This window comes from Parasphingopyxis sp., from assembly GCF_052168275.1.
In the GTDB taxonomy this organism is placed as follows: domain Bacteria; phylum Pseudomonadota; class Alphaproteobacteria; order Sphingomonadales; family Sphingomonadaceae; genus Parasphingopyxis.
This window is the reverse complement of sequence record NZ_JBQLZM010000113.1, coordinates 14,712-27,166: the sequence shown is the minus strand read 5'-3', so window position 1 is coordinate 27,166 and position 12,455 is coordinate 14,712. Positions and strand designations below refer to the sequence as shown.

Genomic DNA, 12,455 nt, shown 5'->3' with positions numbered 1-12,455 from the left:
GCTTCCGGTTCGTCTTCGGCTGCCTCGACTTTCGCCGCGTCGTCTTCGGCCTGCGCCTTGACCTTCTCGGCGATCGCCGCCTCGTCGTCCTCGTCTGGAATGTCGTCCGTCTCGATCACCGCGAGCACCGATCCGATCGCCAGCATCTCGCCCTCCTCGCCGTTCAGCTCCACGACGGTGCCGCTGACCGGCGATTCCATCTCGACCGTCGCCTTGTCGGTCATCATGTCGGCGATGCCCTGATCCTCTTCGATCTCGTCGCCGACCTTCACGTGCCAGGCGACGATCTCGGCCTCGGCAATGCCTTCGCCGATATCGGGGAGCTTGAATTTATACTTCGCCACTGACGTCCTCCATGACGCGTTCGATTGCCAGGCGCAGGCGCACCGGCCCCGGGAAATAGGCCCATTCCAGGCTGTGCGGATAGGGCGTGTCATAGCCCGTGACCCGCTGGATGGGCGCTTCGAGATGATAGAAGCAGCGCTCCTGCACGAGCGCCGCCAGCTCCGCGCCGAAACCCGACGTCCGGGTCGCCTCGTGCACGACCACGCAGCGCCCCGTCTTCCTGATCGATTCCTCGATGGTTTCGATGTCGAGCGGCAGGAGCGTGCGCAGGTCGATCACTTCGGCGTCGATGCCGAGTTCCTCGACCGCCGCCATCGTCACATGCACCATCGTGCCGTAGCAGAGCATCGTCACTGCGCTGCCTTCGCGCAGCACGTTCGCCTTGCCGAGCGGGATCACGTAATGGCCGTCCGGCACCTCGCTCGCCGGATGCTTGGACCAGGGCTCGACCGGCGTGTCGTAATGGCCGTCGAACGGGCCGTTGTAGATGCGCTTGGGCTCGAAGAAGACGACCGGATCGGGATCCTCGATCGCCGCGATCAGCAGGCCCTTGGCGTCATAGGGGGTCGAAGGGATGACCGTCTTCACGCCGCAGATATGGGTGAAGATGCTTTCGGGCGACTGGCTGTGCGTCTGTCCACCGAAGATGCCGCCGCCGAACGGCGAGCGGATCGTGAGCGGCGCGGTGAATTCGCCGGCCGAGCGATAGCGGAGCCGCGCCGCTTCGGAGACCAGCTGGTCGAGGCCGGGATAGATGTAATCGGCGAACTGGATCTCGGCGACCGGGCGCATGCCGTAGGCCGCCATGCCGACCGCGACTCCGATGATCCCGCATTCGTTGATCGGCGTGTCGAAGCTGCGCGTCTTGCCGTATTTCTCCTGGAGGCCGGCGGTCGCGCGGAACACGCCGCCATAATAGCCGACATCCTCGCCGAACACGCAGACATTCTCGTCGCGCTCCATGCACACATCCATGGCGCTGTTGATCGCCTGGATCATGTTGCGCTGCGTGGTGCTGTTATCGTCCTTGCTCATCGCGTCTTGCACACATTGTTGGCAGCTTCGTTCTCGTCGAGCATTTCCTGTTCCTGCTCGCGCAGGTGCCAGGGCATTTCCTCGAACACCTGTTCGAACATGGTTTCGAGAGGCTGATGCAGACCATGGCCGAGAATGCCGTTTTTCTCGGCCTGTTTTTGCGCCGTCTTGACCTGAATAGCGACCTCTTCGTCCATCTCCTGCTGGCGCTCCTCGTCCCATTCGCCAAGCACGATCAGATGGTTTTTCAGCCGCGCGATCGGATCGCCGAGCGGCCATTCCGCGGCCTCGTCGGCCGAGCGGTATTGCGACGGATCGTCCGACGTCGAATGGCCTTCCGCACGATAGGTGAAATGTTCGATCAGGGTCGGGCCCCTGTTCGTGCGCGCGCGTTCGGCCGCCCATTGGGTCGCCGCGTAGACGGCCAGCGCGTCATTGCCGTCGACCCGCAGGCCGGCGATGCCGTAGCCGACCGCGCGCGCGGCGAAGGTCGTCGCCTCGCCGCCGGCGAAGCCGCTGAACGAGCTGATCGCCCATTGGTTGTTGACGACGTTCATGATGACCGGCGCCTTGTAGACGGCGGCGAAGATGCAGGCCGAATGGAAATCGCCCTCCGCGCTCGACCCCTCGCCGGTCCAGGTCGCGGCGATCCGCGTGTCGCCCTTCGCCGCGCTCGCCATCGCCCAGCCGACGGCCTGCGGATACTGCGTCGCGAGATTGCCCGAAATCGAGAAGAAGCCGCCCTGTTTCGTCGAATACATGATCGGCAGCTGGCGGCCCATCAGCCGGTCCTTCTTGTTGGAATAGACCTGGTTCATCATGTCGACGAGCGACCAGTCCCGCGCGATCAGGATGCCCTGCTGGCGATAGGAGGGGAAACACATATCGTCGCGGTCGAGCGCGAAGGTCGCGGCGATCGCCACCGCCTCCTCGCCCGTGCATTTCATGTAGAAGCTCGTCTTGCCCTGGCGCTGGGCGCGGAACATGCGCTGGTCGTATGCGCGGGTGAGCGCCATCGCGCGCAGCATCTTGCGCAAGGTATCCGGATCGAGCTTCGGGTCCCAGGGGCCGACCGCCCTGCCCTCGTCGTCGAGCACGCGGACGAGACCATAGGCGAGATCGGGCATCTCGCCGTGATCGGCGGCGGTATCGGGCCGCCGGGTCTCGCCGGCGGGCGGCACCTGGATATCCGAAAAGTCCGCCTCGTCGCCGGGGCGGAATTTGGGTTCGGGCACGTAAAGTTCGAGTGGCGGCAGATTGCGCCGCTCCGTATCGCTAGCCATCAGACATCCTGTCCAGCCGAATCGTTTGTTGCGGCTCTTATAATATAATTACACGGCAGTTTGATAGCTTTGTCGCGCGGTGGCATCTGCGCCGCAGACCGGAGCGTCAATTGTGGGGAAATGATTCGATGAAAAGCCTGTTTCACGCATGCGCAGCAGCCGCCGTCATGCTCATTCCCGCAGGCCCGGCGCTCGCCGACCATCACGACAGCGGAACCGAAGCGGCGCCGGATCCCTGGACCGGGTATCGCGGCACCGGCACCGAACCCTTCTGGTCGATGACAATCGGCGAAGAGAGGATGGTGTTCGAACATGCCGGCGTTTTCACCGCGGAAGCGGACCGGCCGGGCGAAACCTTTTCACCCGAGGGCGCCGTTTTCATCAGCCGGTCTGAAAATGAAGGCAATCGGGACTTCATCGTCCTGATCCAGAACGAGCTGTGCAGCGACGGCATGTCCGACCGGCCCTATCCGCAGTCGGTGCGCGTCTTTGTCGACGGGCTGTATTTTTTCGGCTGCGGCGGGGATTCGCAGGACGTGCTCAGCGGCGCGGACTGGCACGTCACCGAACTGATGGGCGAGGCCATCCCCGAAGATGCCGGTATCAACTTCCGCTTCGACGGCGAGGGCGGCATGTTTGGCACCGGCGGCTGCAACCGGTTCCGCGCCGATTATGTGCTCGACGACGCGCTGTCGATCGGTCCGGTGGCCTCGACGCGCCGCGCGTGCATCGATCCGGTAGCGAGCGAACGCGAGGACCAGTTTTTCGCCGCGCTCGGTAGCGTCATCACGCTGAACGTGGAGAGTTTCGGGTCGCTGACGCTCTATTCCGAAGACGGCCCCGTGCTGAAGGCGGAGCGCCGCGGTGAGGGCGGCTAGGCTATGATGGGCCTCAACTAAATCGTCATTGCGAGGAGCCGAAGGCTACGAAGCAATCCAGAGCGGCAAACGCCATCGCTAGCCGCTCTGGATTGCTTCGCTGCGCTCGCAATGACGAACACCTCAGACTGAGAGGATTCTGCTTTAGTTCGCCTATCTACGGATCGCCGAAATGCTTGAGCGCGGCGCGCGCGATGAGCTCGCCCCATTCCTGCACGAAATGGCCGCCGCCCTCGATCATCATCGGTTCGGGACAGTCTTTGATATTCTCGCGCAGCCGGTTCATCACATCGGGACCTAGGACGGGATCGGCATCGCCGACCGCCATGAAGCTCGCGCCGTTGAACTCGTCCTTCCAGAAGGCCGCGGCCTTCAGGCTGACCTCGACGCCCTCCATCTCCGGCGAGATCGGCACAAGTTCCGGGAAGCGCCGCGCGCCCATCTTGTAGTCTGGCGAGGGAAACGGCGCGTCGTAAGCGGCCTTTTCGGCGTCGGTCATATGCGGCGTGCCGCGCGCGATCAGCTCGCCGATCGGCAGGTCGGGTGTCGAGGCCGCGTAATTCTTCCAGGCGATAAAGCCCTCGCTCGGCGCCTTGCCGATGCCGAGCCCCGTGTTCATCACGATCAGCCGCGAGAAGCGTGCGCGGAATTTCTCATCGACCGGCAGGGTCAGGCCGATGAGCCCGCCCCAGTCCTGCACGACCAGGGTGATGTTCTCGAGGTCGAGCCGCTCGACCAGCGCGAGGATGTAATCGCGGTGGAAATCGAAACCGTAGGCCTCCGCCTCGGTCGGCTTGTCCGACCGCCCGAAACCGAAGAAATCGGGTGCGACTACCCGGGCCCCGCTTTCGAGGAACACCGGGATCATCTTGCGGTAGAGAAAGCTCCAGCTCGGCTCGCCGTGCAGGCACAGGAAGACGCGGTCGGCATCCTGCGGCCCCGCATCGACCCAGGCCGCCCGCAGCCCCTCATAGCCCGGCAGATCGTCCGCATAGTCTACCGGATAATCGAAATCCGGGAGGTTTTCGAAGCGATCCTCGGGCGTACGCAGGGCTGCGATGGTCATGGGCCGTACCTCAATCGTCGGTGGTGGTGTCGCTCTCCGGAACCGGGAAACCGCGCTTCCTCAGCAGCGCATCGACATCCGGATCGCGGCCGCGGAACTGGCGATAGGCTTCGGCCCGGTCGGTCTCGTTGCCGGTCGACAGCAAGGTCGCGCGGAACCGGTCGGCGATCTCGCGGTTCCAGACATCGCCGCTCTCGACGAACGCTTCCCAGGTGTCGGCGTCCATCGTTTCGGACCAGAGATAGCTGTAATAGCCTGCCGAATAGGCGTCCGACGAGAAGAGGTGATTGAACTGCGGCAGGCGGTGCCGCATCACGATCTCGTCGGGCATGCCGATCTCGGCCAGCGTCTCGCGCTCGAACGCGTCGACATCGGTGATCGGCTCGGCGCGATTGTGGAGCCGCATGTCGACGATCGCCGAGGCCAGATATTCGACCGTGGCGAAGCCCTGGTTGAACGTGTCGCTCGCCTCGATCCGCTCGACCAGCGATTGCGGCATCGGTTCGCCGGTTTCGACATGGCGGGCGAAGCGGTTGAGAATCTCGGGCGTCAGCACCCAGTTCTCCATCACCTGGCTCGGATATTCGACGAAGTCGCGCGGCGTTCCGGCGAGGCTCGGATAATAGACGTCCTGCAGCAGGTAATGGATGCCGTGCCCGAACTCGTGAAACAGCGTCCGCGCGTCGTCGAGGCTGATCAGGGCGGGCTCGCCCTCGGGCGGCTCGGTGAAATTGTTGTTGTTCGATGCCAGCACATTCTGTTCGCCGCCCAGCGTCTGCTGGCTGCGATAGGTCGTCATCCAGGCGCCCGAGCGCTTGCCCGTCCGCGCATAGGTATCGAGATAGAAGACGCCGACATTGGATCCGTCGCGCGTGTCGCTGACCACGAAGGTCCGCACATCCTCCTGGAAGACCGGGATTTCGCCGGTATTCTCGGTGAACTCCAGATCCCAGAGCTGTTCGGCCATGTAGAACATGCCGTTGATCATATTTTCCAGCTGGAGATAGGGTTTGATCTCCGCTTCATCGACATTGTAGCGCGCCTGCCGGACCTTTTCGGCGTAGAAGCGATAGTCCCAGGGCTCGATCGTGATGCCGGCGCCCTCTTCGTCGGCGATCGCCTGCATGTCCGCGACTTCTTCGGCAACGCGCGCGACGGCGGCCGGCCAGACTCGCATCATCAGGTCGTTGGCCGCTTCCGGCGTTCCGGCCATCGTGTCGTCCATGCGCCAATGGGCGTGGGTCTCGAACCCGAGCAGCGCGGCGCGCTCGGCGCGCAGGGCCAGGATCTGGGCGATGAGCGCGTTCGTATCGTTGGCATCGCCATTGTCGCCGCGATTGACATAGGCGCGCCACACCTGCTCGCGCAGGTCGCGCCGGGTCGAATATTGGAGGAAGGGCTGCATGAAGGAGCGGGTGTTGACGATCGCCCAGCCTTCGACGCCGCGTTCTTCGGCGGCTGCGCGCAGCGTTGCGATGAAGCTGTCGGAAAGACCCGCCAGATCGTCTTCGCCGTCGAGCAGGACATAGGTTTCCTCGTCGGCGAGTACCTTGTTGCTGAACTCGCTGTAGAGCCCGGCCAGTTCCGCCGTGATCTCGTCGAGCCGCTCGCGATCGGCGCCCTCGAGCAGCGCGCCCTGACGCACCAGCTGTTCATAGTCGCGCTCGACCAGCCGCAGCTGTTCGGCGTTCAGGCCGGCATCCTCGCGCCCTTCATAGACGGCGCGATAGCGTTCGATCAGTTCGGGCTGGAGATAAAGTTCCTGATAGAAGCTCGCGAGGCGCGGCGACCATTCGCGCTGCACGGCCCGATACTCGTCGTTGCTGACATTGCTGACCGCGACGCCGAACATCGCCTGAACGTTGTTCATCCGGTCGCCGACCAGTTCCATTGCCTGGTTGGTGTTCTCGAAGGTCGGCGGCTCGGGATTGTCGATGATCGCCTGCACCTCGGCGCGCATTTCCGCCATCGCAGCCTCGAAAGCGCCGGGGAAATGACCGGGCGCCATCTGGTCCCAGGGCGGCACGCCCTCATAGGGCCCCGTCCAGTCGGCCAGGAGCGGATTGTCGGTATCCGGCGCTTCGGCCGCCGTCGCGTGATGGTTCGCCATCGCGGCATCCCCTGCAAGAGGTGTGAAAGACGCGGTCAGGGCGAGGCCGCTCACCGCGAGAAAAAGCGCGTTGCGCATCTAGGCTCTCCTAATATGTGCGAACCGGTTCGATCGACGGTCCCACGGAATAATGGGCGGAGGTCTAGGCGATATCGGACGATTTCGCAAAACAAATTGGGGGTTTGGACGCGCCGGAGGCCGTTGCCAGCGCCGATTTCCTGAAATTCGGTATATTTATTCCCAACCCCGTCTTAACCAAGCATCAAAAGGTTCATGTCTAGATGACCGGCGAACTATATCGAGCCGGGACATATGCCAAATCAGGACCGCAATCGAAACGTAGACGCGCAGGGGGCGACGCGACGCGACAGCGATGCGCGGGGACCGGCGCATATGATCGAGGAGCGCCACGCGCCTGCCGGCGAAGTCCGCACGGCCCAGCTCGCCATCCTCTCGCGATTTACGCTCTATTCGGGCGTCACGCAGACGATCTGTGCGGTCGTCTTCGCCATCCTCGAGCGCCAGAGCCTTTCGCTGCAGCTGTTGCTCGGCTGGCTCGCTTTGATCATCGCCGCCACCTATATCTCGGCGCGATGGTTGAACCGGACGGCGATGGTCCGCCGTACAGACCAGCAGCCGGTCTCGAAAATTCACATCGCCGCGATCGACGGCGCCGTCCGCGCCGGGCTGTGGATCGCCATGCCGGTCTATGCAGCGCTTTCCGGCGCGCCGATCAACTACACTTTCACCGGCGGCATCGTCGCGGTGATGATCGTCAGCGGGGTGTCCGTCGCCGTGATACCGATGGCTGTGGTCTTGTGGGTGTCCATCCTCGCCGCCGGCCTTTCCTTTGCGGCGTATCATGGCGTCGGCGCGGCCGCGCTTCCCGGCATTGCCATCCTCGGTGCGTTTGCAGCCGCGGCGATGGTCGGGTTCCTGCTCCTCGCCCGATCCTGGCAGGGACAGATCGACCGGGCCGGAGTGCTCGCCGCGAAACGCGCCGATATCCGGCACCTGCTTCAGGAATATGAAGATCGCGGCGCGGGATGGCTCTGGCAGGTCGATGGCCAGCTCTGCCTGACCTATGTTTCGCCGCGCATGGGCGAACTGCTCGGCACGGCCACATATCAGCTCCTCGGAAAATCGCTCGCCGCCACGTTGGGGAACCAGTCCGGCGTCGGCGAAATTCTTGCCAAGCGCGAGCGGTTCACGAAGGTCGAACTGGAGCTGGGGAACGGCAAGTCCCGGCGCTGGGTCACATTGTCCGGCAGTCCGATAATCGACGAGGATGGCGAATTCCAGGGATATCGCGGCGTCGGTCTCGACATCACCGATTCGAAGAGTTCGCACGCCAAGCTGCAGCATCTCGCGAATCTCGACGTGCTCACCGGTCTGCCCAACCGTTCGCGCGTGCGAACGCTGCTCGATACGGCGCTCGGCGATGCGAAGGAAAAGGGCGTACCCTGCGCGATCATGTTTCTCGATCTGGACGGCTTCAAGCCGGTCAACGACACGTTCGGCCATCCCAAGGGCGATGCGGTCCTGAAGACGGTCGCCCGGCGTCTCGGCGACGTTGTCGGCAATCGCGGGACCGTCGGCCGGATTGGCGGCGACGAATTCGCGGTCGTTGTGGACGACGCGCAAAGCCGGGTCGGCGTCGAGGCGCTCGCCGAAAAACTGATCGGCGCGGTCAGCGAACCCTATATGATCGACAATGTGCAGATCCGGATCGGCCTCAGCATCGGCTGCGCCTACGGCCCGATCGACGGAGACACGGTCGACGACCTGGTCCGCAAAGCCGACCTCGCGCTCTATCATTCCAAATCGCTGGGCCGCGCGACATTCTGCAACTTCGATCCCCAGATGCAGGTCGAGGCCGAAGAACGCGTTCGGCTGGAGCATGACATGCGGCAGGCGATCGGGACCGATCAGTTCAACCTGCTCTACCAGCCGCTGGTGTCGGCACAGACCCAGCGGGTGACCGGGTTCGAGGCACTGCTCCGGTGGAACCATCCCACACGCGGCCCGATCTCGCCGGCCGTATTCATTCCGATCGCCGAGGAAAGCGGCCTGATCGAGGAACTGGGGTCCTGGGTTCTGCACCAGGCCTGTATGGATGCCGCGACCTGGCCCGACGATATCACGGTCGCGGTCAACGTGTCGCCGCTCCAGCTGGTCGTGCCGGCGCTGCCCAACACCGTTTCCGAAGCGCTGCGAAAATCCCGCATGTCGGCGAACCGGCTCGAACTCGAAGTGACGGAATCGGTTTTCATGAGCGGCGCGGGCAATGCGATCGACGTACTCAAGCGGCTCCGCGGCCTCGGCGTCGGCATTGCGCTCGATGATTTCGGAACCGGTTATTCCTCGCTCGGCTATCTCAACAAGGCGGTCTTCCACAAGCTGAAGATCGACGGGAGTTTCGTCCGCGAGGCGGCTACCCGCGAGGAAACCGTTTCGATCATCCAGGCGATCGTCATGCTCGCCAACAGCTTCCGACTGCTCATCACCGCCGAGGGCGTGGAAACCGCCGAGGATTTCAACCGCATGCGCGATCTCGGATGCCACCAGATCCAGGGCTATCTTTTCGGCCGTCCGATGCCCATCGAACGGACGAGAGAGATCGTCGGAAGCAAATGGGAGCATCGGTTGGTCGGCTAAGGCATCGCCGGCCGACAGCATGACCGAAACAACCCGCCGATTTTGCGCATTTTGCCGGCCAAAAACCCACAGATCCTTAACCATATGCCTTTATCGATACCGGGGTACGGGAGATATCAATGCCGGCTGTCGGCACCAAATTACGGCATTTAGCGGCCTCGGAGAGTTCGCTGGCGCGGCAGGTTCGCGCCGCGCTGGTCGGTACCCTGTACACGTCGCCCACATCGCTCGTCGTCGGCGCGATTGCGGGCAGCACGGTTGCTGCGACGATCGCCTATATGTCGGGCAACGTCACGCTCATCTTTTTCTCGATCGTGATCCATGTCGTCGGCCTGCTCCGGATCGCCAGCGCCTTCATCTACAAATGGGTGGGCACCAAACAGGCCGAAACACAGCGCGTCCATTGGGAGCGCATATATGAGATCGGCGCCTGGCTATACGCATCCCTTCTCGGCGTGCAGACGTTCCTTGTTCTGAGCCAGACGAACAATACGACGTTGCAGTTGCTCGCGGTGACAATGACAACCGGCTATGCCGCCGGCGTCGCACCCCGCAATGCCGGCCGTCCCATAATCGCTCTCGGGCAAGTGGCATTGGCGGTCTTGCCGATGACGGTCGGACTTTGGGCGACAGACGATCCGATCTATTGGGTCCTCGGCATCATCATCGTCATTTTCGCCATCGGCGTGTTCGATATCACCCTGCAGACCTACGAGGTCGTCTACACAGCGCTGTCCGGCAAGCAGGAAAAGAGCGAGGTCGCCGCGCGGTTCGAGAAGATGGCGCGCAGCGACATGCTGACCGGTCTCGACAATCGCCTGGCAATGCAGATGCGGCTCGGCGAACTGCTGGACACGATCGACCAGGACAATCCCGACAAGCTGGCGGTGATCTGGATGGACCTCGATCATTTCAAGACCATCAACGATACGCTGGGACATCTGGCCGGCGACAAGGTGCTCATCGTAACCGCCCAGCGGGTAAAGGCGGTGCTGGGCAATCGCGGCTGGCTCGCCCGGTTCGGTGGCGACGAGTTCGTGATCATGGCCATCGTCGACAGCGCGGAAGAGGCCAGCCAGCTGGGCAACGAAATACTGGAATCCGTGTCGCAGCCGGTCAGCATCAACGAGAATACGGTGGAGGTCGCCGCATCGCTGGGCGTCGCCGTCGCCCCCGATCACGGGCGCCAGAGCGAAATCATGCTCAAGAATGCCGATATCGCGCTCTATCACGCCAAGAATGAGGGCGGAAAACGGGTCCGCGCGTTCGAGCCGTTCATGCATGAAGATTTCCTCATGCACCGCCAGATCGAGTCCGGCCTGACCGACGCGCTGGCCAATGAAGAATTCACGGTGCTGTTCCAGCCGATCATCGATCTGGAAACCGGCCGGACGAAGAGTTGCGAGGCGCTGCTTCGGTGGAAACATCCGGAGCTTGGCGATGTCAGCCCGGCCGTGTTCATTCCCGTGGCCGAAAGCGCGGGCCTGATCGGCGACATCACCGAATGGGTGCTCCGCAAGGCCTGCGAAGCGGCGGCCGACTGGCCCGAGGAGATCAACGTATCGGTGAACATCTCTCCGGCCCTGCTCAAGCAGAACAATCTTCCCGTCACGATCATCGAAACGCTCGTCAACACGGGCATGGTGGCGCGGCGGCTGGAGCTCGAGATCACGGAATCGGTGCTGCTCGACAAGAACCCGCACACCAATTCTCTGCTGCGCCAGCTTCAGAAGATGGGCCTGCGCCTGTGTCTCGACGATTTCGGCACGGGCTTCTCGTCGCTCACCTATCTGCGCAGCTGGGAATTCGACACGATCAAGATCGACAAGTCGTTCATCCGCAACATCGGCAACAGTCCGACCGACCAGAAGATCATCGGCGCCGTCGTCCAGCTCGCCAAATCCCTCGATGTCGCTACTGTCGCCGAGGGCGTGGAGACCGAGGAGCAGTTGCAGCGCGTACGCGAAGCCGGCTGCAGCCGCGTCCAGGGCTTCTACTATGCGCGGCCGATGACCGCGACCCAGGCCTCACAGCGGCTCAGTCTCGAAGATTTGTCGGATTCCGGCGATCGGCAGATCGTCAATTTGCGCTGATCTTCGCCGATAATTTGCTCTGGGCGCGCACCAGCCGCTCCATCAGGCGCAAATCGCTGTCCCGCAGCTTCAAGGCCGTATCCGCCCATATCTCGACAATCGAGTTCAGCTCGCCGAGGGTGACCGGCCAGACCTCCCGGCTCGCCTTGAACACCGCGTGATTGCCGGCCTGGCGGCGGCTATTCTGTCCGATATAGTCGAGCACCGTCTGCTCTCCCTCGCCATCCTCCGCGAGATAATGGACGAGACCGAGATCGAACATTTCTTCGGCGGTATATGTCTTCCCGCTCAGGATCATCGACTCGGCCTTCGCGAAACCGAGCCGGCGCGCCAGCAGCGCATGCGCACCCATGCCGGGAAACAGGCCGAAGGCGATTTCCGGCAACCCGAATTTCGCGCTGCGTTCGGCGACGATGACGTTGAACGACATCAGCGCTTCAAAGCCGCCACCCAGCGCCTGGCCCTGAACGAGCCCGATCGTCACGATCGGCAGTTCCAGGCCTTTCATGTTGCGGAACAGGATGTGGTTGCAGGCCCGGCCATAGTCGACGAGCGCCTGGCGATTCTGGCTGCGAATATATTGGGAAAAGAGCCCGAGATCGCCGCCGAAATTCCAGACGCCCGGAAAACGCGATCCGAGCACCAGATATTCGAGCTGTTCGCCGCCCTCTCCGTACAGTCGGGCGATCTCATTCTGCCAGACGTCGAAATCGCGCAGCATCGCCAGGTTGAAGCTCGGGCGGCCGTCGGGGGTCATATAGGTCCAGAGCGTCTTTCGCTTCCCGTCCCAGCTGACATCAAGCTGGCCAAGATCGAACAACGGCGAGGGCCGGGGGCGGGTAACGCGCTGAAGATCGGATTCGTCGATCAGCGCATCGGTCACCTCGTTCGGAAGCGTCTGACTGTCCGTCGATCCGATCCTGCTCTGGTCCACTAAACAATCTCCGAACAAGGTGTATGGAATCTAAACATATTTGGTTACACCGG

Annotated in this window: 9 protein-coding genes; 3 read left to right on the top strand and 6 right to left on the bottom strand. The window is 62.9% G+C overall.

Annotated elements, in window-relative coordinates; translation table 11 throughout:
• The 3 genes from ACTS1X_RS10075 to ACTS1X_RS10065 all read right to left on the bottom strand — a co-directional run.
• Positions 1 to 344: biotin/lipoyl-containing protein (locus ACTS1X_RS10075; RefSeq protein ID WP_442614261.1), on the bottom strand; the 344-nt coding region annotated here is incomplete at its 3' end.
• On the bottom strand, positions 331 to 1,380 hold the full coding sequence (locus ACTS1X_RS10070) for an alpha-ketoacid dehydrogenase subunit beta (protein ID WP_442614260.1): 1,050 nt from the start codon (positions 1,378 to 1,380) through the stop codon (positions 331 to 333). The genes ACTS1X_RS10070 and ACTS1X_RS10075, both read right to left, overlap by 14 nt.
• Positions 1,377 to 2,663, bottom strand: coding sequence for a 3-methyl-2-oxobutanoate dehydrogenase (2-methylpropanoyl-transferring) subunit alpha (locus ACTS1X_RS10065; protein ID WP_442614259.1), 1,287 nt, complete (start codon positions 2,661 to 2,663; stop codon positions 1,377 to 1,379). The genes ACTS1X_RS10070 and ACTS1X_RS10065 overlap by 4 nt, the downstream gene beginning before the upstream one ends.
• 128 nt (positions 2,664 to 2,791) lie before the next feature.
• Between ACTS1X_RS10065 and ACTS1X_RS10060 the strand changes: the two genes are divergently transcribed.
• Positions 2,792 to 3,541 carry an META domain-containing protein gene (locus ACTS1X_RS10060; protein WP_442614258.1) on the top strand — a complete coding sequence of 250 codons (750 nt, stop codon included), beginning with the start codon at positions 2,792 to 2,794 and terminating at the stop codon, positions 3,539 to 3,541.
• A 157-nt stretch (positions 3,542 to 3,698) separates the two neighbouring features.
• Here ACTS1X_RS10060 and ACTS1X_RS10055 read toward each other — a convergent pair whose 3' ends face one another.
• Together ACTS1X_RS10055 and ACTS1X_RS10050 are read right to left on the bottom strand one after the other, a co-directional pair.
• Positions 3,699 to 4,607, bottom strand: a complete 909-nt coding sequence (locus ACTS1X_RS10055; protein ID WP_442614257.1) for a haloalkane dehalogenase — start codon at positions 4,605 to 4,607, stop codon at positions 3,699 to 3,701.
• Between the two features lie 10 nt (positions 4,608 to 4,617).
• Entirely contained in the window at positions 4,618 to 6,795 is a 2,178-nt protein-coding gene (locus ACTS1X_RS10050) for a M3 family metallopeptidase (RefSeq protein ID WP_442614256.1), read from the bottom strand.
• A gap of 315 nt (positions 6,796 to 7,110) precedes the next feature.
• Between ACTS1X_RS10050 and ACTS1X_RS10045 the strand changes: the two genes are divergently transcribed.
• Positions 7,111 to 9,375: a putative bifunctional diguanylate cyclase/phosphodiesterase gene (locus ACTS1X_RS10045; RefSeq protein WP_442614255.1), complete on the top strand. Its 2,265-nt coding sequence runs from the start codon at positions 7,111 to 7,113 to the stop codon at positions 9,373 to 9,375.
• A gap of 119 nt (positions 9,376 to 9,494) precedes the next feature.
• The gene (locus ACTS1X_RS10040) at positions 9,495 to 11,468 is read left to right on the top strand and encodes a putative bifunctional diguanylate cyclase/phosphodiesterase (RefSeq protein WP_442614254.1); all 1,974 of its coding nucleotides are present in this window, start codon (positions 9,495 to 9,497) and stop codon (positions 11,466 to 11,468) included.
• On the opposite strand, the gene ACTS1X_RS10035 is transcribed toward ACTS1X_RS10040, so the two are convergent.
• The gene (locus ACTS1X_RS10035) at positions 11,455 to 12,402 is read right to left on the bottom strand and encodes a crotonase/enoyl-CoA hydratase family protein (protein ID WP_442614253.1); all 948 of its coding nucleotides are present in this window, start codon (positions 12,400 to 12,402) and stop codon (positions 11,455 to 11,457) included. The two genes, ACTS1X_RS10040 and ACTS1X_RS10035, sit on opposite strands and share 14 nt — an antisense overlap.
• Between the last annotated feature and the right edge of the window lie 53 nt (positions 12,403 to 12,455).